Raw genomic sequence first — 19,217 nt, 5'->3', positions numbered from 1 at the left:
TCCCGGCACATAGCACCCGTTCGGAGGACATGCCGGTCGCCCGGACGGTCCCTCCGCTGCGCCACACTCGGCCCAAAGCCGCGATGTTGACGTGGCGGAGGAGGTTGTCCCCATGGCCGTCTCGGTCTCTGTGGTGCTGCTGCTCGTGATCCTGGCAGTGGTCTTTCTGCGCAACGGCGCGCTGAAGTTCTCGCACGCGGTGGTCTGTGCGCTGCTCGGCTTCTATCTGGCGAGTTCGAGCATGGCGCCGACCATCCACAACGGCGTCACGGCAGCAGCGGACATCGTCAGCGGCCTGCAGCCCTGACCGTCCCGCCATGGTCATTGCGTGTTCATGAACAACTGTCACGTTTCCATGGACACTTCAAGACGCGGCCCCTAGCTTCGGCCCATGCCGCGTCGCAGAACCCTCAGCAGTGCCCTCGCCCTGACCGCTCTCACGGTCTCGGCCGCGTCCTTCGCGCCCGCCGCCCAGGCGGACGACATACCGAAGGCGCCGGGCCACCGGCTCGTCGACCAGTACACCGGTGCCCCCGCCGACGCCCGCCCGCTGCCCGGCGAACAGCCGCCCCAGCACCCGTACATGGCCGCCAACGGCCGCAGCGGGATGCACGCGGACGCGGCGGGCAGCGGAACATACCCGTGGAACGGGCCCTTGGGGAAGAAGCCCCAGGTCAGCAGCGAGAAGATGGCGGCGCTCGGCGGTGAGTGCGCCACCGTCACCTTCGACAAGGCCGGCCGCATCGTCACCGTCTGCGGCACGTTCACCGGCTTCCTGGTCAAGCTCCTCGACCCGGACACGATGGACACGCTCGCCGAGTACAAGCTCCCGCAGCGGCCCTCCACCGTCGAGGCCATCACGCGCCTGGACTTCGCCAAGATCTTCAAGGACACCTCGGGCGGTGCCTATTCCTACCTCGACAACGAGGACCGGCTCGTCCTCGCCGACTCCCGGCAGCACATCGTCAGACTCGCGCACGAGCAGGCGGCGGACGGCAGTTGGCGTTTCGTCGTCGACAAGGACTGGGACCTGACGGCGCACGTCCCGCACGACTGCGTGACCTGGTCGAATCTCTACCCGAGCGGCGAATGCGACCCGGTCACCTCGGTGATGCCCGACTGGGAGGGCCGCATCTGGTGGGTGACCCGGCAGGGCCGCGTCGGCACGGTGGACCCCACGTCCGGTGCCATCCGCTCCGTCCGCCTCGACGGCGAGGAGATCCAGAACTCCTTCTCCGTCGCCGATGACGGCGTGTCGATCGTCTCCGACCACGCGCTCTACAGTTTCCGCGCCGCAGCGGACGGCACCCCGAAGGCCGTCTGGCGCCAGACGTACGACCGGGGGACGGGCACCAAGCCCGGTTCGGTCAACCAGGGTTCGGGCACCACGCCCGACCTCTTCGGCAAGGGCGACGACGACTACGTGGCGATCACCGACAACGCCGACGACCGCATGAACGTCCTCGTCTACCGCAGGGGCGACGGCATCGCCGACGACAAGCGTCTCGTCTGCAAGGTCCCCGTCTTCCGCTCCGGCGCGTCCACCACCGACAACTCGCTGATCACCTGGGGAAACAGCCTCGTCGTCGAGAACAACTACGGCTACGAGAACATCACCTCGCTCACCTTCGGACGCAGCGTCGTCGGCGGAGTCAGCAGGATCGACGTACGCGAGGACGGCAGCGGCTGCGACACGGTGTGGGAGAGCGACGTCCGCGCCCCGTCGAACGTGCCCAAACTGTCCACCGCCAACGGACTCCTGTACTTCTACACGAAGGAGCCGAACAGCCTCGGCGTGGACGCCTGGTACCTGACGGCCGTCGACTTCCGCACCGGCGAGACCAAGTGGAAGCGCCTCGCCGGCACGGGCATCGCGTACGACAACAACTGGGCCCCGGTGACCCTGGGCCCGGACGGCACGGCGTACGTGGGCGTGTTCAACGGCCTGGTGGCGGTACGGGACACCGACTGAACCCTCGGGGCCCCGGCGCCGGTCAGCCCGAGAAGACGCCGATGCCGTTCGGCACCGGGCGTTCCACGCCGCCGCTGGGGTTGTTGCGTACGGTCACTTCGTCCGCGCCCGGGAGCTTCGCGACCAGCGTCGCGGAGGAGACCAGGGTGGAGGAACCGCCGCCGTCCAGGCTGAAACCGTCCTGCGCGCCCAACCCCCGCAAGGTGTCCGCGACTTCGGCGATGGTCAGTCCCGTACGGAACTCGGGGGAGCCGTCCAGGGACAGGAGCAGGAGGCGCCGGCCGTCGTCGGAGATCCCGGCGGCCGTCCGCACGGCCGAGGTGGCGGTGTCCAGGCCGGGCAGCGGTGCGCCGTCGCGCAGGACGGGGTAGCCGCCGAGTGCGAAGCGGAACGGGCTGCGTGACTCGGCCGCCACCAGCCGGTGCTTGACGCCGACCCGTTGGCCGATGGAGAGCTTGCGCAGTTCCTGGGCGCCCGCCTCGCGTCCGACGAGGACCGTGGTTCCGTCGGCCACCGGACCGCTGCCGGGTGTCGCCGCGGACGCCACGACACGGCCGTCGCGCAACGTCACCTCATGGGTGTCCGTGCTGCAGGGAGCGCCGCGGTTGGTGTCGGTGCCGCAGGTGGAGCGCACCCGCGAGGTGCTGCCCCAGTCGCTGGTGAACGCGCCGACGGAACCCACGGGGAGGGCGTACTGATTGAGCCCGCCGAGCGGCAGCCGGGTCTGCTGGGTGCGCACTTCACCGTCGAGGCGGAGGCTGTCCAGGCGGGCCCGCCGGTCGTAGCCCACGCCGAGCACGGCCTCGGTGGTCACTCCGGGAGGCATCGCGGGTCCGAAGCGCTGCCCGTTCGGCACCGCAGCCTTGAGGGCCCGGCCGCGTGCGACCGCGGGGCCGACGGGCGCGCCGGTGGGCTCGACGCCCGGATGCTGGGTCTCGGAGATGTTGAAGAAGTCGCCGTTGATCCCGCCGACCGCCCCCGCCCCGTCCGCGAGCGCGGAGACGACGGAGCGGGCGCCCACTGCGCCCGGGTAGAGCAGGCCGACGCTCGTGCTCTTGTTGCTCAGGTCGACGTCCAGTAGGTGCGCGCGAGCCTTGCCGTGCGAGGCCGCGATGTCGAACTGCCGGTACTCCACGCCCGGCGCGATCCGTGAGGCGGCCGGCTTCCCGTCCGCCTCCACGCCGCCGGCCGGTGCCGCTCCCATCAGAGCCGCACCGGCCAGCGTGCCGAGTGCCGTCATGGCCGAGAGCGCCGCTCTCGCCGTTCTGAACCGTCCCACGATGTGCTGGTGTCGAGCTGCCACCCATGCCCCCTGAAGTCTCCTGCCGACCAATCGCACCAGTCTGAGGGTCGGTCAGAAAGTGCACCAGAGGGCAGCGCCGGACGGGTGCAGGGCCGGTGGCTAGGTGCCGACCAAACGGGAACGGATGAGGAAACGTACGCCTTCGGGGGCTTCGAGGGAGAAGCCGCTGCCGCGGCCGGGCACGACGTCCACGATCAGCCGGGTGTGGCTCCACACGTCGTACTGACTCCTCGACATCCAGAAGCCGACCGGTTCCGCCACGCCATCGACGGCCAGCGAGGCCAGGCGCACATCGGAGCCGCCGGTACGGAACTCGCCCTCCGGATAGCACATGGGCGCACTGCCGTCGCAGCATCCGCCGGACTGATGGAACATCAGCGGGCCGTGCAGGTCCCGCAGCCGCCGCACCAGATCGGCGGCGGCAGGGGTCAGCTCCACGCGTGGAGTATCGGTCATGGGCTGCCGCTCCTTGGTCGCCGTCAACGTCACCGTCGCTGTCACTGGCGCCCAGTCAACTCCGGGCGACGTTGCGAGGACGTTGCGGATGCGGATGCGGATGCGGATGTGGATGCCTATGCGGCTGGCGGCCGTGTCCGTGTCCGTCGTCAGGCGAGGATCGCCCGGACGGCCTTGCCGCGCCTGCCGCTGCCGACGACCTCAAGCCGCGCGGCGAGGTGACGCACCATCGCGAGGCCGCGCCCGCTGTCCCGTTCGGTGCTCGGCGCGAGCACGCGTGGGCCGTCGGGGCTCGAGTCGTGCACCTCGACCGTCACATGGTCGTCGGACACCTCGAGGCGCAGACGGCAGGGACTGCGGCCGTGCTGGGTGGCGTTGGCGACGAGTTCGGACACGATCAGCGTGGCATCGTCCACCCGTTCGGCGTCCACATTCGTCAGTTGCCGTCGCGGCCTGGTGAGGAACGCGGAGGTCAGCCTCCGCGCCCGCCCGGCCGATGCGGCTTCCTGCGGCAATGCGTACTCAACGCGGGCGACGTGCCGATGGGCGCGCTGGTGCGCACGCATGGCAACTCACTTCCCTCCCCTGGGACAACCGGCGTACTCGCGGCGACTTCCGCCTGCCGGGGCCACGCCCTGTCATGCGCGGCCGGTGCTGTCCCACGGTCATGCCCGCCTCTGCTGATCGCCAACCAAGTGCCTGGGAGTGGAGCTGTCGGCACTGTCGGCGGGCTGTCACCCGGGCCGTTGCCGGGGCTGCGACCTGCGGTGGGCGAACATGTTCGCTCCGAACGCGCTCGTAACGAACATGTTCGTTACACTGGTCGTATGACAGCTCATTCCGACGCCCCGCGCAGCCGCCGCGAGCGCCCCGCGAAGCCCGCCCTCACCCGGGCCGGGATCGTGGCCACCGCGGTGGAGATCATGCGCGTCGAGGGCCTGGGCAAGGTGACCATGCGCCGCCTCGCCCAGGAGCTCGACACCGGGCCCGCCTCCCTGTACGTCTACGTCCGCAACACCGCCGAGCTGCACGCGGCGATCCTGGACGAACTCCTCGCAGGGGTCGAGGCACCGCGGGCCGGGGGTGACTGGCGGGAGCGCCTGGAGGGGGTCCTCACCTCCTACACCGCGGTGCTCTTCCGCCACCGAGGCCTCGCGAAGGCCGCGCTCGTGGCGCGGCCCCGGGGCGAGCACTATCTGCGTCTCGTAGAGACCCTGCTCGCCCTGCTCGACGAGGGCGAGGTCCCGCCCGGCCAGGCTGCATGGGGCGTCGACCTGCTGCTGCAGTACGCCACCGCGACCGCCGCCGAGCATTCACCTGCCGATCAGGCCGTCGGCGCCCAGGAGGAGTGGGACGCGCTCGCCGGAGCCCTGCGGGACGCGTCGGACCAGACGCACCCGCACGTCGCCCGGCTCGCCGGGGAACTCGTGTCGGGCCGGCCGGAGGACCGGATCTCCTGGGGCTTCCGGACGCTGATCCACGGCATCCTCGGCACGCCCGTCCCGGTCGACGGCGCCCGGGGCTGAGCCCTCGCGCGGTCGAAGCCTGACAGCGAGACCACCACCCGCACGCCACGTACGAGGAGCACCACCATGACCACACACCACCCGATAGCCATCGTCGGAGCGGGCCTCGGAGGCCTCACTCTCGCGCGCGTCCTGCACGTCAACGGCATCGAGGCCGCCCTGTACGACCTGGAGGCCTCACCTGCCGCCCGCGGCCAGGGCGGCATGCTCGACATCCACGAGGAGTCCGGGCAGGCCGCCCTGCACGCCGCCGGTCTGTACGAGGAGTTCCGCGCGCTCATCCACCCGGGCGGCGAGGCCATGCGCGTCCTCGACAAGGACGCCGTGGTCCGCATGGAGGAGGCGGACGACGGCCACGGCGGCCGACCCGAGGTCGATCGCGGCCAGCTGCGTGACCTGCTGCTCGGTTCGCTGCCCGACAGTGCCGTGCACTGGGGCGCGAAGATCACCGGGGCGCGTCCGCTCGGTGGCGGCCGCCATGAGGTGACCCTCGCCGACGGCTCCGCCTTCACCACCGATCTGCTGATCGGTGCGGACGGCGCCTGGTCCCGGATCCGCCCGCTGGTCTCCGACGCCGTGCCCGCCTACACCGGCATCTCGTTCGTCGAGGTGGACCTCCTCGACGCCGACGTACGCCACCCGGACAGCGCCGCGGTCGTGGGCGGCGGCATGCTCTTCGCGCTCGGCGAGGACAAGGGCTTCCTCGCCCACCGCGAGTCCGACGGCAGCCTGCACATCTACACCGCGCTCAGGGCCCCCGAGGACTGGATCTCGACCATCGACTTCACCGCCGACGACACGGGCCTCGCCAAGGCCTCCGTGCTCGAACACTTCGCCGACTGGGACAAGAGCCTGCAGGCACTCGTCGCCGACGCCGACGGAGCGCTGATCCCCCGCCGGATCCACGCCCTGCCGATCGGCCACCGCTGGGACCGCGTCCCGGGCGTCACGCTGCTCGGCGACGCGGCGCACCTCATGTCCCCCTTCGCGGGGGAGGGCGCCAACCTCGCCATGCTCGACGGAGCCGAACTCGCGGCGGCCCTCGCGGCACGCCCCGGAGACGTCGAAGCGGCTCTGGCCTCCTATGAAGAGGCGCTGTTCCCGCGCAGCGAGAAGACCGCCGCCGAGTCGGCCGACAGTCTCGTACGCTGCTTCCGCCAGGACGCCCCGCAGGGCCTGCTCGACCTGTTCGCCGGCAACTAGGGCCCTGGCCAGGGCCCTTCTCTCAGCGGACGCGCGCCACTGCCGCGTAGATTCCGCTGTCCTCGGCCTCCGGCCGCGCGTCACCCTTGAACCACTCCGTGGCCGTCACCAGGCCGGGGTCGACGAGGTCGAGACCGTCGAAGAACCGGGCCACCTCGGCCCGGTTGCGGAAGCCGAGCTTGATGCTGCCCTTCGCGTACTCGGCGGTGACCTGCTCGGCCAGCTCCGGGAAGATGTCGGATGAGGCGTGCGAGAGCACCAGGTGGCTGCCGGAAGGCAGGGCGTCCACCAGCGTGCGCACGATGCCGTACGGCTCCTGGTCGTCGGGCAGGAAGTGCATGAGCGCGATGAGGGAGAGGGCGATCGGACGGTCGAAGTCGAGGAGGCCGCGGGCGTGCCCGAGGATCTCCAGCGGCTCGCGGACGTCCGCCTGGATGTAGTCGGTCATCCCCTCGGGGCTGCTGACCAGCAGGGCCTCCGCATGGGCCAGCACGATGGGGTCGTTGTCGGTGTAGACGACCCGCGCCGACGGCACCGCCTTCTGGACGATCTGGTGCAGGTTCGGCGCGGTGGGGATGCCGGTGCCGATGTCGAGGAACTGGTCCACGCCCTCGGCGGCGAGCCAGGCGGTCGCACGATTCATGAACGCGCGGTTCTGCCGCGCGGCGTCCTTCGCCTCGGGCGGCAGCTTCTCGCCCACGGCCTCGTCGACGGGGTAGTTGTCCTTGCCGCCGAGCAACCAGTCGTAGACACGCGCGGGATGCGGCTTGCTGGTGTCGATCGTCGGCTTGGGCGCACCTGCGGTCATGACGTACTCCGTTGCTGCGAGACGCTTGGTCGCCGCAGTCTGCCACAGCAACATCACCTTGAGCATGGGGTGTTGGGGTCGGGTGCGTGAGGCGACGAGCCGGTCACACGCTGTGCGGCCGGTACGGCGACGGCCCGGCGCATCACCTGCGGTAGAGATCGGTCAGGAGCGCCACCGCGGCGTGCGTCATGGGGTGCGGGTCGTGGCGGCGCCAGATGAGATGGACGGCGATGGGCTCGGTGTCGCGCAGCGGGCGGAACACGACGCCGTCACGGCGGTACTGGTTGGCGGTGCTCTCCGGGGTGAGGCCGACACAGCGGCCCGACGCGATGATCGCCAGCCAGTCGTCGATGTCCTGGGTGTACTCCACCGGGGGACGGGCCTCTTCAGGCCACAACTCGGCGGTGGTGGTGCCGGTGCGCCGGTCGATGAGGAGCGTACGGTCCCGTATGTCGGCCAGCGGTACGGAGCGCCGCTTGGCCCACGGGTCGTCGCTCGCCAGTGCGCAGAAGCGCCGCTCGTGACCGACGACGGCGCTGGCGAAACGGGTCTCGTCGAAGGTGGTGCGCACGACGGACAGGTCGCACAGGCCCTCGGCGAGGCCGCCCGTCGCGGAGTTCGTCCGGATCAGGTACAGCTCGACGTCGGGGTGTCCGGCGGCCCAGCGGCGCTGGAACTCCGCCGTGTGGCGGCCCATCGCCGACCAGGCGTGGCCGATGCGCAGCCGGGTGTGTCCGGTGGTCGCCTCCCGGATGAGGTCGTCGGCCTCCGCGAGCAGATGCCTGGCCCTGGCGAGCACCTGGACTCCCGCGGTCGTCGGTGTGATGCTCCGGCTGGTGCGGTGCAGCAGCCGCACCCCGAGCACCTCTTCAAGACCGCCGAGGGTGCGGGAGACGGCCGCTTGGGAGACGCCCAGCTCGGCGGCGGCATCGGTGAAGCCGCCGGTGTCCACGATGGCGACCAGGCAGCGCAGATGCCGTAGTTCCAGATCCATGTCCGCAGTGTAGGGATGACCGTCGGCCATGGATAACCAGAGCGTATGCATGGTGGCTCGCATGCATTTTTCGAATGTGTGCCAGGGGCGCATCCTGCGGTGCATGCGAACGACTCAGAGTCAGGCCGTGCCCGTCCTCGCCGAGGGCATCCCGGAGAAGTCGACCGATCCGGCGAACGGCTCACAAGGCCGCCTCGCCGGCATGGCGATGATGTTCGGCAGCGGTCTGTCCAATCAAGTCGGCGCCGCCACCGGTGCGTTGGCGTTCGGCGTCATCGGCCCCGCCGGTGTCGTGGCCATACGGCAGTGGGTCGCGGGAGTCGTCCTCCTGGCGGTGGGCAGGCCCAAGGTGCGCGCCTTCACCTGGCGCCAATGGTGGCCACTGCTCTGCCTGGCGGCGGTCTTCGCCACCATGAACCTCTCTCTTTACACCGCGATCGACCGCGTGGGCCTCGGTCTCGCGGTGACCCTGGAGTTCCTGGGCCCACTGACGGTCGCGCTGGCCGCCTCGCGCCGTGCGGTGGACCTCGGGTGCGCGGTCATCGCGGGGACGGCGGTGGTCGCGCTGGCTCGTCCGCAGCCCAGCACGGACTACGTCGGCATCGGCCTAGGGCTGCTCGCCGCGGCCTGCTGGGCTTCGTACATCCTGCTCAACCGTACGGTCGGAGCCCGGCTCCCCGGTGTCGAGGGTTCGGCCACGGCGGCGGGGATCTCCGGACTCCTCTATCTGCCGGTCGGCATCGTGGTGCTCGCCCATAACCCGCCGACGGCCGCCGCCCTGGCCTGCGCGGCAACCGCCGGAATTCTCTCCTCCGCGGTCCCGTTCCTCGCCGACCTGCTCGCCCTGCGCCGGGTCGAAGCCCGCTTCTTCGGGATCTTCATGAGCGTCAACCCGGTTCTCGCGGCCCTGGTGGGCATGGCTGTCCTGGGGCAGTCCCTGGTCTGGGTGGAGTGGCTGGCGATCACGGCGATCGTGACGGCGAACGGCATCAGTGTCGTGAGGCGGCGCTGAGGCGACTGTGGGCCCGCGGTCACCACGTAGGCAGCTCAGCGTATGTAGCTCAGCTTAACGATACTTCAAAACTTGTTGCTTGTCCTTTCAGGTCGGCGGCGGCATCGTTTCGTGCAGTGACAACGGCCCGGCCAGGACAGGGAGATCAACAGTGAACGGCGTTCCCGCAAGAACGTGGGCAGCGGCAAGGGTGGGCGTGCTCGCCCTCCTGTGGGGATCGACCTTCCTGTGGATCGAACTGGCCCTGGAAGGCTTCTCTCCCGTGCAGGTCACGCTCCTGCGCTGCGCGCTCGGGGCAGCGACCTTGACGGTCCTGCTCTTCACCACGCGCAACCGCCTCCCACGGGGGCGCGCCACGTGGAAGCACATCGTCATCGCAGCCTTCTTCTGCAACGCCCTGCCCTTCGGGCTCTTCAGCGTCGGGCAGCAGACGGTCGACTCCGGGGTGGCCGGGGCGCTGAACGCGACGACTCCGCTGTGGTCCGTCCTGATCGGCCTCGGCATCGGCACGGAACGCGGGCTGCGCCCCGTCCGTCTCGCCGGGCTCCTCCTCGGTTTCGCGGGTACGTCGCTGATCTTCGCCCCATGGCAGCAGTCGGGGCTGACGAGTTGGGGCGCCCTCGCGATCGTGGGAGCGGCGGCGAGCTACGCCGTCGGCTTCACATACATGGGGCACCACCTCGTCGGCAAGGGCATGCCCACCCTGTCCCTCTCCGCCGCCCAGCTCATGGCGGCGACGGGCCTGACGGCGCTGGCTCTGCCGGTGGGCGGCCTGGAGGCGATCGACATCGCCCCCACGACCCTGATCGCCGTCACCATCCTAGGCATCTTCGCCACCGGCATCACCTTCCACCTCACCTACCGGATCATCGCGGACGAAGGCGCGACCAACGCCGCGACGGTCGGGTACCTGCTGCCGGTGGTCTCCGTGGCACTGGGTGCCATCGTGCTGGACGAGGCATTCAGCTTCCGGGTGGCGGCGGGGATGGCGGTCGTACTCATCGGGGTGAGCATGACCCGCCATCGGAAGCGGACCCCGGCCACACCGTCGGCGAAGATCCCGGAACCTTCGAGTCATCCGGCTGGCGCCCGGGATCCGTGGGTACATTCCCCGCATGACTGATGCCGTGGACTCCGACGAACTGCTGCGCCGCATCCAGCGGGCCCGAGCCTGGGCCCAGCAGGAGGAGCAGCACTGGAAGACACAGTCCGACAGAGCGGAAGCAGAAAACGCGACCGAAGCCTCGAGGGCAAGAACCTCCGCCGTCGCGTACGAGGCAGTCCGAAAGGTCCTGGACGAAATCATCGAGCCCGGGATCAACGACGGCGACTAGGTCGTGACCACCCTGTAGGGCCCTAGCGATCCCCAACACCTGTCGCTAGGCTTCGTGTTGCTCATCCGAGAGCCACAAGCACTGGCGACGTGTCCGATGGGGGACAGTGCTTCCATCTCGGCTGATCATGAGCACCATGAGTCTCTAATCGTCGCAGAGCCTCAGCAGGCCATCGCAATCGGTGGTCGAGCTGAGGCTGCCCGCCGACTGGTCGACCACCCTCGTGAAGGGATCGACTGGTGAGGCTCACATTTCCCGCGCAGGTACTTCTGACGCTCTTGTCCCTCGTGTCATCGCTACTGGTGGCAGTGGTGGCGGGACTGCTCTCGCGCGAGGCCGGGGTGCCCCCGGCCGGCGCGGTGCTGTATGGAGGCGGCGCCTTCATCGCCTGGATGACACTCAGCGTCACTGTGCTGACGGCGCTGGGCCTGCTCGGGCACAGCGGTCACCCTGCGGAGTGAGGATCACCCTCTAGCAACGCCCGCTGCGACATCAGTGCGACGTCCGATTCCCGCCAGCACTCGCTTCCTTTGCACCCCACTGTTGGAGGTGGAAAGCGCGGCTACGCGGGCGGCGCGGAGCGCAAGGTCCAGCTCCTCACCCACGAGGGCGCCCTGCAACCCGCCCTCCTCTGACCCGCACGACTCGGACGACCCGCACCACCTGTACCAACGCAAAGGGCTCTCACCATGATCGACACCATTCAACCGGCCGCAGCCACCCGCGTCGGCGAACGCGTCGCGGCGGAGGTCTGGGGCGCGCTGGCCGCCGAGCTCGACGAGTACGGTCATGCCCTCACCGGTCAGCTCCTGGACCCGGCAGCCTGCCGTGACATCGCCGCCCTGTACGACGAGACCGACCGTTTCCGCAGCACCATCGACATGGCCCGTTACCGCTTCGGTTCGGGCCAGTATCGGTATTTCAACCACGAACTGCCTGATGTCGTACGGGAGTTGCGTGAGGCGTTCTATCCTCGGCTGCTTCCCGTCGCCCGCGACTGGGCCGCCAGACTCGGCAAGCCCGCCCCCTGGCCCGACAGCCTGGGGGAGTGGTTGGAGATGTGCCACGCGGCCGGACAGGCCAAGTCCTCCCAGATCCTGCTCCGTTACGGGCCCGGCGACTGGAACGCCCTGCACCGCGACGTCTTCGGCGACATGCTCTTCCCGCTCCAGGTCGTCATCGGGCTCGACGCCCCGGGATCCGATTACACCGGCGGCGAGTTCATCATGACCGAGCAGCGCCCCCGCGCCCAGTCACGCGGCTCGGCCACGACCCTGCCGCAGGGCCACGGGCTCGTCTTCACGACCCGCGACCGCCCCGTGGCCTCCAAGCGCGGCTGGTCGACCGGGCCGATGCGGCACGGCGTGAGCACCGTCCGCTCCGGGCGCAGGCACACGCTCGGCCTGGTCTTCCACGACGCTGCGTGAACCTGTCGAATCCCTCCCCGCCGGGGAGAGAGCTGCGGGCCGTCGCCCGCGGCCCGTACGTCACCCACCGGGTGTTCTTCCCCGACGAGGCCGCGGCGATCAAGGCCGGATACCGCCCCTGTGCGGTCTGCCTGCCCGCTCAGTACGCTCGCTGGAAAGCAGACCCAGAAAGCACCGGCACATCATGAGCATCCTCAAGGAGCGGGAAGCCTCCCGCTCGCCCCTCGTCAGCGGCACCGAGCTGGCCGCCCACGCGGACCTCCCCGCGCCCGCCGCGCACACCGAAGCCGAACTCGCCGCCCTCGTCGGCCTGTTGACCCTGCCGAAAGCGCGGATCGAGACCGTCACGGTGGGCCACAGCCGCGACCCGGCATCCCGAGCCGCCGCCGAAGCCCTCGCCGCCGCGTGGACCGCCCACGGCGGCACCGTACTCGCCACGGTGAGCTGGCCGGAGACCGCCGCGTCCTGGCTGCGCCCCGCGCACCGGCTGACCGCGGAGCTCCCGGACGCCTGGGTGATGGCCGCCGCGCCCCTCGGGTTCGCCCAGCTGGCCCGGCGCCTGCGCCACTCCACCGACTGGGACCCGGCCCGCACCTACGCCTTCGCCTCCCTGCGGGACTCCCGCGTCCCCGCGCTGGCCGGGGACGACGTACTGCACGGCCTGCGCGGCGCCACCCCCGACGGCGACACCTGGGACGTACGCCACCGCTGGGTCACCACCCACCTGTCCGCGGAAGTGAACTCGTGAGCGCCCTGATCCCCAGGCCCATGCGGGAGATCGCCCCTGGCGCCGTACACGTGCCGGAGTGGCTCACCCTGGACGAGCAGTGCCAACTCGTCACGGCGTGCCGTGAGTGGGCCACCGGACCCGTGCCGATCCGCCACACCCAGCTGCCGCGCGGCGGCGTCATGTCCGTGCGGACGGTGTGCGTCGGCTGGCACTGGCAGCCGTACCGGTACACGCGGACCGCCGGTGACGTGAACGGCCGGCGGGTCGCCGCCTTCCCGGACTGGATGGTCGCGCTCGGCCGCCGGGCGCTCACGACGGCTTACGAAGACGCGTCGGCCGCGACTGACTACACGCCGGACACCGCGCTGATCAACTTCTATGACGGGCAGGCCAGGACGGGCATGCACCAGGACAAGGACGAGCGGTCGTCGGCCCCGGTGGTGTCCTTGTCCATCGGCGACACCTGCGTGTTCCGCGTGGGGAACACGGAGACCCGTACCAAGCCCTACACGGACATCGAACTGGCCTCGGGCGACCTGTTCGTCTTCGGCGGCCCCTCGCGACACATCTTCCACGGCGTGCCCAAGGTGCACGAAGGCACCGCGGACCCCGCCACCGGCCTGGCCTCGGGCCGCCTGAACATCACGATGCGGGTCACCGGCCTCACCGGCTGAACGAGCGGACCGAGCTGCTTGAGCGGACCGGGCCGCTCGGCTACTCGAAGCGCGAGGTGTCGCCCGCGCCTCGGCGCACGATCTCCGCCTCGCCGCCGGAGAAGTCGATGACCGTGGTCGGGCTCGTGCCGCAGTCGCCGGAGTCGACCACCGCGTCCACCACGTGGTCGAGGCGTTCCTTGATCTCCCAGCCCTGGGTCAGCGGCTCCTCCTCGTCGGGCAGGAGCAGCGTGCTGGAGAGCAGCGGCTCACCGAGCTCGGTGAGCAGGGCCTGCGTGACGACATGGTCGGGGATCCGGACGCCGACCGTCTTCTTCTTCGGGTGCAGGAGCTGGCGCGGCACTTCCTTCGTCGCGGGCAGGATGAAGGTGTAGCTGCCCGGCGTGGCTGCCTTGATCGCGCGGAACACGTCGTTGTCGACGTGCACGAACTGACCCAGCTGCGCGAAGTTCTGGCACACCAGGGTGAAGTGGTGGCGATCGTCGAGGTTCCGGATCTTGCGGATCCGGTCGAGACCGTCGCGGTTGCCCAGCTGGCATCCGAGCGCGAAGCAGGAGTCCGTCGGATAAGCGATCAGCGCACCGGAGCGGATGCTGTCGGCCACGGTGCTGATGCTGCGCTGCTGGGGGTTGTCGGGGTGCACGTCAAAATACTTCGCCATCCGCCGAGCCTACGTGATCGCCTCAGCGGAACCGGGCTTCTCACGGGGCGCAGCCGAACCACGTGACGTGGGTCAGTCGTCGTCGACGACCGTGATCAGCGCGAGCGTGATGTTGTCGGGGCCGCCGGCCTCGATGGCGGCCTTCCACAGTTCGAAGACCGCCCGGCCTCCGTCGTGGGCCGCGAGCAGCTCGGCCAGGGTCTCCTCGGGCACGGGGTCGGTCAGGCCGTCGGAGCACACCAGGAAACGTTCACCCCCGACGAGCGGCACCGTGCTGACATGCGGTGTGATCGCGCTGAACCGGAGGGCGCCGCCGAGCGCCTGCGTGACGATCGACGTGGTGCGCCGGCCGGGCGCGGGCGGCGGGCTGTCGTCGACGCTCACCTGGCGCAGCGTGCCGTTCACGCCGACGCGGCCGACGTCGAGCACTCGGCTGTCGCCGACGTTGAACACGAGGAGTTCCTGCCCGAGGAGCACGACACCCGCGACCGTCGTCCCCATCGTCGCCAGCTCCGGGTCGCGCTCGGCGGCCTCGTACACGGCGTGATTGCAGGCGTTCAGCGCGTCACGCACAGCCTCTTCGCTGTCCAGCAAGGACCCGAGCGCCGCAAGCCGTCGTACGACGAGGCCGCTGGCCACCTCGCCGCCCGGCTGACCGCCGATGCCGTCGGCGACCGCGACGACGAGGGGATTGCCGAGCGGGAACCCCAGGGTCTGCGGGTTCTCGGTCATCGTCCCGCACAGCGTCCAGGGGCCGACGGCCAGGCTGTCCTCGTTGTGGTCGCGTACGAGCCCGGGATGGCTCAGCGCGGTGACTGTGATGTAGGGCATCTGTAAGTTGCCTCTCCGCTGCGGCGGGCGTGTTCCGCAAGACCATTGTCACGCCGTGAGCCGCTCCCGGCTCAGTGGCGGGCCGGGGGCGCCGCCCCTGCCCGGCGGCGGCCGGGCGTGCCATGGTGGGGGAGTCGGCTGGTCTGGACCAGTCTCCGGTCAGGTGAGGAGCGTACGCATGCGCGGCACAACGGTCTTGCCCGGCGAGGGGAACAGCGGGTTACCCGGCGAGGAGGGCATGCCGACGCACCGCCTGGAAGTGCCCATGCCCAATGCGCTGCCGTTCGCCATCGGCACGTTCGACACCATCGGACCGATGTCGCGGGCGTCGTTCCCGCACCGGCACACCTTCCACGAGATCGTCCACGTCACGGGCGGCACCGGCGGACATGTCGTCGACCTGACCCGTTTCGCCCTGCGGCCGCCGAACCTGTGCTTCATCGCCCCCGGCCAGGTCCACCACTGGGAGAACGTCACCGGCCTGGAGGGGAGCGTCATCCTCTTCACCGACGACTTCCTCCTGGACCATCCCGCCGACCGCCACACGCTGCGCGGCCTTGGACAGCGCTCCTGGGTCGAACTCCCCGACGAGGAAGCCGACCGGACCGCGCGCCTCGTCGCCGACCTCGACGGTGAGTACCGTGCGGGCGCCGACGGATTCCAGGGCGTGCTGCGGGCCCTGCTGCACGTCCTGGTGGTGCGGGCGGCGCGGCTGCCCGCACGCCGGTCCGCCGGGCTCCCGGCCGCTCCGCGCACCCGGCCCGGCTCCGTGGCAGCGCGGTTCGTGACCTTGCTCGGCAGCCCGGAGGGCCCCCTGCGGTCGGTGCGCGCATGCGCACGGCATCTGGGTGTCTCCGAGGGCTACCTCAGCGAGGCGGTCAAGGCGTCCACCGGCCGCACGCCCGGCGAACTGATCCGGCAGGCACGGGTGCACGAGGCCAAACGCCTGCTGCTGCGTACGGAGTTGTCGGTCCGTCAGGTCGCGGCCCGGGTCGGCTTCGGCGACCCCGCCTACTTCTGTCGCTTCTTCCGCCGCGAGACCGGCGCGAGCCCCGGGGACTTCCGGCGCGGCGAGGGCGATATTCACCACGACCACCGACTTGAGTCCATCGCCCGGGCCCTGCCGCCCGCATAACTTCGGAGCCGATCCGGAACTCACCCCACCCCTTCAGGAGGAGCGATGGAGCACGAGATCGGCACGACAGGGGACGGCATACGTGACGACGACGGAGCCGGCCCGGCCGAGGAACAGCGCGGCGACGGTCCGAGTCGCAAGACCGTCCTGAGAGCGGCCGCCGCGGTGGGCATGGCCCTGCCGGTGGCCCTGATGGGGGTCCCCGCCCTGGCCAGGACCGCGGGCGAACGCGGGGTGGCGCCGGAGGCGACCCCTGCCTGCGACGACGGTGACGACCCGACGCCCCCGCAGATGGAGGGGCCGTACTTCAAACCCAACTCGCCCCGGCGCACCTCGCTCCTCCAGCCCGGCACCCCGGGTGTGCGCCTCACCGTCACCGGTTACGTCTTCGGGAGCGCCTGCCGGCCCATACCGAGGGTCCTGCTGGACTTCTGGCAGGCCGACACCTACGGGACGTACGACAACACGGGGTTCCGCTTCCGGGGCCACCAATTCACCGATGCGAGCGGCGCGTTCAGGCTCACCACGGTCGTGCCCGGACTCTACCCGGGCCGCACCCGGCACCTGCACGTCAAGGTGCAGGCCCCGGGGCGCCCGGTCCTCACGACCCAGCTGTACTTCCCCGGCGAACCGCGCAACAACACCGACCCCATCTTCGACGCACGGCTGCTCATGAACGTACGCACCGTCGGAAACGCGAAGGAGGCGGACTTCGACTTCGTCCTGAACGTGCCTCAGTAACCCTGGGCGCCGTGGGGCGTCGTACAACCTTTGGTGGACGTGAGGGGTCAAGTGTTCGGTCGGCATGAACCGGCGGTGAAATCCGCCGGGCGGCCACCCCACCGCACTCTGAACCAAGGGAACCTGTATGTCGCGAGCCAAACAGCACGCCGTCGGCCGCAACGCCCGCCGCGCCCTGCCCCTGATGGCCGCTTCCCTCCTCGTGGGCAGCGGCCTCTCGGCCCTGGCCATCGGGCAGGGCAGCGCCTGGGCGGCCACGACGGACGCCGATGCCGGCCGTGTGAGCGCCGCCGCCGCGAAGGTGACGGACGACCTCAACGGCGACGGCTACGCCGACCTCGTCGTCGGCGCCCCGGGCGCCACCGTCTCCGGCAAGGCCAAGGCCGGGTACGTCGTCGTGACGTATGGCTCCAAGGACGGACTCGACCCCGCCAACAAGAAGATCATCAGCCGCTCCACGAGCGGCGTGCCCGGCGCGGCCACCGCCAAGCAGGAGTTCGGCAGGCACTTCACCAAGGCCGACCTGGACCAGGACGGGTACGCGGACCTGGTCGTCGGCACCGGTGTCGTCGGCGGAGGCTCGGTGATCCTGTGGGGCTCCGCGAGCGGCCCGACCGGCGGCACCGCCGTCAACACCTTCGGATTCGCCCCGCAGGCCGGGGACTTCGACGGGGACGGCACCACCGACCTGGCGCTGTTCGACCTGGTGGGGTATCACGGCGACGACCCGGTGGAGCAGAAGGCGCGTCTGTGGAAGGGCCCCATCGCGCGCACCGGCGCCCCGGCCGCCACCCTCGACTTCATGGACAAGTCGGAGTGGTGGAGCTACGAGAGCGAGGAGCGTCCCTACCCGGGCTGCCGCGAGAAGCCCGAGATCTGCGTCGACGGACCGCTCTCCGTCCAAGGCCCGGTGATTCCGGAGGCCGTCGGCGACATCAACGGCGACGGCCGCTCCGACATCGCCGTCAACGACTACACCGGCGACGGCACCTGGACCAACAGCATCCTGTACGGCAGCCCCACCGGCTTCAAGCGCGGTGAGGCGGCGGGGGCCAGGGGGCAGCTCGGCATCGGCGACATCAACGGCGACCGCTACGACGACCTGGTCGTCGGCGAGAGCGACTACGGCGAAACCGAGGCCCAGGTCATGGTCGCCTACGGTTCGGCGGACGGTCTGAAGCCCGAGGTCCAGAAGATCGACCAGGACCTGCCCGGTATCCCCGGAGCCGAGGAGACGGGCGACCGCTTCGGCAGCTCCGTCTCCGTCGGCGACGTGACGGGCGACGGCTTCGCTGACATCGCGATCGGTGTCGTGGGCGAGGATGTCAAGACCGTCGGCGACGCGGGCGCCGTCGTGCTGGTGCACGGAAGTGCGAACGGCGTGACCGGCACCGGTGCCCAGGCCTTCCACCAGGACACCGCGGGCATCCCCGGAGTGGCCGAGGCGAACGACCAGTTCGGTGCGGCATCGGCGCTGCTGGACGTCACGGGAGACGGGCACCGCGACCTCGCGGTGTCCTCCGTACGGGAGAACGCCCAAGCGGGCGCGATCTGGTCGCTGCGCGGCACCTCGACCGGCCTGACCGCCACCCACTCCGTCGCGTTCGGCCCCAAGGACGTCGGGGCCCCGGACGCCGCGGCACTCTTCGGAAGCACCCTGCGCTAGGCGCGGAGCGCATCAAGTGCGGGCCCGTGAGTGGGGGCTGACAAGGCGTCACCCTCGCGCGCGGGCCCGCTCCGTCCGTTGCTCGCCCCGTCAGTCGCCTCCGCCTCCGCCGCCCCCGCAACTGGAGCCCGCGTGATCGGAGCCCGATTCGCGTTCCAGGGCGTTGCCAAAGCGGATCATGGCCCGGCCGAGACCGGACGGAACGAACTGCGCCTCCGTGACGGCGCGCCGGACCGTGCCCTTCGGAAGCACGTCGGGCCCGGCGAACACGTGGCCGGGGAGGATTCCCTCCTCCTCGGCCGCCTGAAGCCGCTGTCTGCCGACGCGGGTCAGCTGGTGCCGGGACCTGGTCACCAGGCCCCATTCCGCGAGCCGGTCGCCGATCTCCTCCACCTCAGGGGATTCGCGTACCTCCGCGCACACCGAGGCAGAGCCCCGGCTGCTGGGGCACGCCGCCAGCAGGGCACGCTCGACCGGGTGCTCGGGTGTCTCATCGCCCACGGCGCACACCCGCGACGCCCGCAGCCTGAGCAGCCCGCGCTCGGCCAGCCCGATCACCGCGCACTCCACCACGCGTCGCGGCCCACCCGCCAGATAGGCGATGTCGTACGCACCAAGGGCCCGTCGTGCTGCCGCCGCCGTCGTGGCCCGCCTGAAATACACCCGCATGCCCCCGCCCCCTTCGGACACCCCGTCTTTCGCCTGTGGTGCCCGACACCGGGAGCGCGCACCCCTCTTCCGCGC

Annotated in this window: 21 protein-coding genes and 1 pseudogene; 14 read left to right on the top strand and 8 right to left on the bottom strand. The window is 70.6% G+C overall.

Going from position 1 to position 19,217, the window contains the following annotated elements; translation table 11 throughout:
• Window positions 1-112 precede the first annotated feature (112 nt).
• Window positions 113-307, top strand: a complete 195-nt coding sequence (locus ACZ5U5_RS03055; protein WP_363206092.1) for a hypothetical protein — start codon at window positions 113-115, stop codon at window positions 305-307.
• Window positions 308-391: 84 nt separating this feature from the next.
• Window positions 392-1,972 (top strand): hypothetical protein, encoded by a 1,581-nt coding sequence (locus ACZ5U5_RS03050; RefSeq protein ID WP_469015467.1) that lies wholly within the window; start codon window positions 392-394, stop codon window positions 1,970-1,972.
• A gap of 22 nt (window positions 1,973-1,994) precedes the next feature.
• On the opposite strand, the gene ACZ5U5_RS03045 is transcribed toward ACZ5U5_RS03050, so the two are convergent.
• The 3 genes from ACZ5U5_RS03045 to ACZ5U5_RS03035 all read right to left on the bottom strand — a co-directional run bounded on the left by ACZ5U5_RS03045 (window position 1,995) and on the right by ACZ5U5_RS03035 (window position 4,297).
• Entirely contained in the window at window positions 1,995-3,212 is a 1,218-nt protein-coding gene (locus ACZ5U5_RS03045) for a phosphodiester glycosidase family protein (protein ID WP_469016890.1), read from the bottom strand.
• Between the two features lie 162 nt (window positions 3,213-3,374).
• Window positions 3,375-3,731: a DUF779 domain-containing protein gene (locus ACZ5U5_RS03040; protein WP_469015463.1), complete on the bottom strand. Its 357-nt coding sequence runs from the start codon at window positions 3,729-3,731 to the stop codon at window positions 3,375-3,377.
• Between the two features lie 149 nt (window positions 3,732-3,880).
• Window positions 3,881-4,297, bottom strand: a complete 417-nt coding sequence (locus ACZ5U5_RS03035; protein ID WP_469015461.1) for an ATP-binding protein — start codon at window positions 4,295-4,297, stop codon at window positions 3,881-3,883.
• A 261-nt stretch (window positions 4,298-4,558) separates the two neighbouring features.
• On the opposite strand from ACZ5U5_RS03035, the gene ACZ5U5_RS03030 reads away from it, so the two are divergent.
• Window positions 4,559-5,257: a TetR/AcrR family transcriptional regulator gene (locus ACZ5U5_RS03030; RefSeq protein WP_469015459.1), complete on the top strand. Its 699-nt coding sequence runs from the start codon at window positions 4,559-4,561 to the stop codon at window positions 5,255-5,257.
• 66 nt (window positions 5,258-5,323) lie between these two features.
• The gene (locus tag ACZ5U5_RS03025; RefSeq protein ID WP_469015457.1) at window positions 5,324-6,460 is read left to right on the top strand and encodes an FAD-dependent oxidoreductase; all 1,137 of its coding nucleotides are present in this window, start codon (window positions 5,324-5,326) and stop codon (window positions 6,458-6,460) included.
• A gap of 22 nt (window positions 6,461-6,482) precedes the next feature.
• On the opposite strand, the gene ACZ5U5_RS03020 is transcribed toward ACZ5U5_RS03025, so the two are convergent.
• Complete coding sequence (locus tag ACZ5U5_RS03020) at window positions 6,483-7,268, bottom strand: SAM-dependent methyltransferase (RefSeq protein WP_469015455.1); 786 nt, start codon at window positions 7,266-7,268, stop codon at window positions 6,483-6,485.
• 142 nt (window positions 7,269-7,410) lie between these two features.
• Window positions 7,411-8,262, bottom strand: coding sequence for a LysR family transcriptional regulator (locus ACZ5U5_RS03015; RefSeq protein WP_469015453.1), 852 nt, complete (start codon window positions 8,260-8,262; stop codon window positions 7,411-7,413).
• Between the two features lie 202 nt (window positions 8,263-8,464).
• Between ACZ5U5_RS03015 and ACZ5U5_RS03010 the strand changes: the two genes are divergently transcribed.
• The 7 genes from ACZ5U5_RS03010 (at window position 8,465) to ACZ5U5_RS02980 (ending at window position 13,439) form a co-directional block, all read left to right on the top strand.
• The gene (locus tag ACZ5U5_RS03010) at window positions 8,465-9,274 is read left to right on the top strand and encodes an EamA family transporter (protein ID WP_469016887.1); all 810 of its coding nucleotides are present in this window, start codon (window positions 8,465-8,467) and stop codon (window positions 9,272-9,274) included.
• Window positions 9,275-9,425: 151 nt separating this feature from the next.
• A complete protein-coding gene (locus ACZ5U5_RS03005) occupies window positions 9,426-10,397 on the top strand; it encodes a DMT family transporter (RefSeq protein WP_469015451.1) in 972 nt (323 codons plus the stop codon).
• Window positions 10,390-10,608 carry a hypothetical protein gene (locus tag ACZ5U5_RS03000; RefSeq protein WP_469015448.1) on the top strand — a complete coding sequence of 73 codons (219 nt, stop codon included), beginning with the start codon at window positions 10,390-10,392 and terminating at the stop codon, window positions 10,606-10,608. The genes ACZ5U5_RS03005 and ACZ5U5_RS03000 overlap by 8 nt, the downstream gene beginning before the upstream one ends.
• Before the next feature lie 287 nt (window positions 10,609-10,895).
• Window positions 10,896-11,069 carry a hypothetical protein gene (locus ACZ5U5_RS02995; RefSeq protein WP_469015446.1) on the top strand — a complete coding sequence of 58 codons (174 nt, stop codon included), beginning with the start codon at window positions 10,896-10,898 and terminating at the stop codon, window positions 11,067-11,069.
• 228 nt (window positions 11,070-11,297) lie between these two features.
• Window positions 11,298-12,035, top strand: coding sequence for a 2OG-Fe(II) oxygenase (locus ACZ5U5_RS02990; protein ID WP_469015444.1), 738 nt, complete (start codon window positions 11,298-11,300; stop codon window positions 12,033-12,035).
• Window positions 12,036-12,219: 184 nt separating this feature from the next.
• Window positions 12,220-12,783 (top strand): hypothetical protein, encoded by a 564-nt coding sequence (locus ACZ5U5_RS02985; RefSeq protein ID WP_469015441.1) that lies wholly within the window; start codon window positions 12,220-12,222, stop codon window positions 12,781-12,783.
• Complete coding sequence (locus ACZ5U5_RS02980; RefSeq protein ID WP_469015438.1) at window positions 12,780-13,439, top strand: alpha-ketoglutarate-dependent dioxygenase AlkB family protein; 660 nt, start codon at window positions 12,780-12,782, stop codon at window positions 13,437-13,439. Before ACZ5U5_RS02985 ends, ACZ5U5_RS02980 begins: the two co-directional genes overlap by 4 nt.
• A 40-nt stretch (window positions 13,440-13,479) precedes the next feature.
• Here the strand turns inward: ACZ5U5_RS02980 and ACZ5U5_RS02975 are convergent, their stop codons facing one another.
• Together ACZ5U5_RS02975 and ACZ5U5_RS02970 are read right to left on the bottom strand one after the other, a co-directional pair.
• A complete protein-coding gene (locus ACZ5U5_RS02975) occupies window positions 13,480-14,100 on the bottom strand; it encodes an L-threonylcarbamoyladenylate synthase (protein WP_365818036.1) in 621 nt (206 codons plus the stop codon).
• 72 nt (window positions 14,101-14,172) lie between these two features.
• Window positions 14,173-14,931 carry a PP2C family protein-serine/threonine phosphatase gene (locus tag ACZ5U5_RS02970; RefSeq protein ID WP_469015435.1) on the bottom strand — a complete coding sequence of 253 codons (759 nt, stop codon included), beginning with the start codon at window positions 14,929-14,931 and terminating at the stop codon, window positions 14,173-14,175.
• 178 nt (window positions 14,932-15,109) lie between these two features.
• Between ACZ5U5_RS02970 and ACZ5U5_RS02965 the strand changes: the two genes are divergently transcribed.
• The 3 genes and pseudogenes from ACZ5U5_RS02965 (at window position 15,110) to ACZ5U5_RS02955 (ending at window position 18,473) form a co-directional block, all read left to right on the top strand.
• Window positions 15,110-16,066 (top strand): helix-turn-helix transcriptional regulator, encoded by a 957-nt coding sequence (locus ACZ5U5_RS02965; RefSeq protein ID WP_469015432.1) that lies wholly within the window; start codon window positions 15,110-15,112, stop codon window positions 16,064-16,066.
• Window positions 16,067-16,237: 171 nt separating this feature from the next.
• Window positions 16,238-16,804: pseudogene (locus tag ACZ5U5_RS02960) on the top strand (dioxygenase family protein); the annotation flags it as partial.
• Between the two features lie 130 nt (window positions 16,805-16,934).
• Window positions 16,935-18,473, top strand: a complete 1,539-nt coding sequence (locus tag ACZ5U5_RS02955) for an FG-GAP-like repeat-containing protein (RefSeq protein WP_469015429.1) — start codon at window positions 16,935-16,937, stop codon at window positions 18,471-18,473.
• A gap of 90 nt (window positions 18,474-18,563) precedes the next feature.
• On the opposite strand, the gene ACZ5U5_RS02950 is transcribed toward ACZ5U5_RS02955, so the two are convergent.
• A complete protein-coding gene (locus tag ACZ5U5_RS02950; protein WP_469015426.1) occupies window positions 18,564-19,142 on the bottom strand; it encodes a TIGR04222 domain-containing membrane protein in 579 nt (192 codons plus the stop codon).
• Window positions 19,143-19,217: the final 75 nt, after the last annotated feature.

This window comes from Streptomyces sp. NPDC033177 (assembly GCF_055577715.1).
This window is presented reverse-complemented; position numbering and strand designations above follow the sequence as displayed.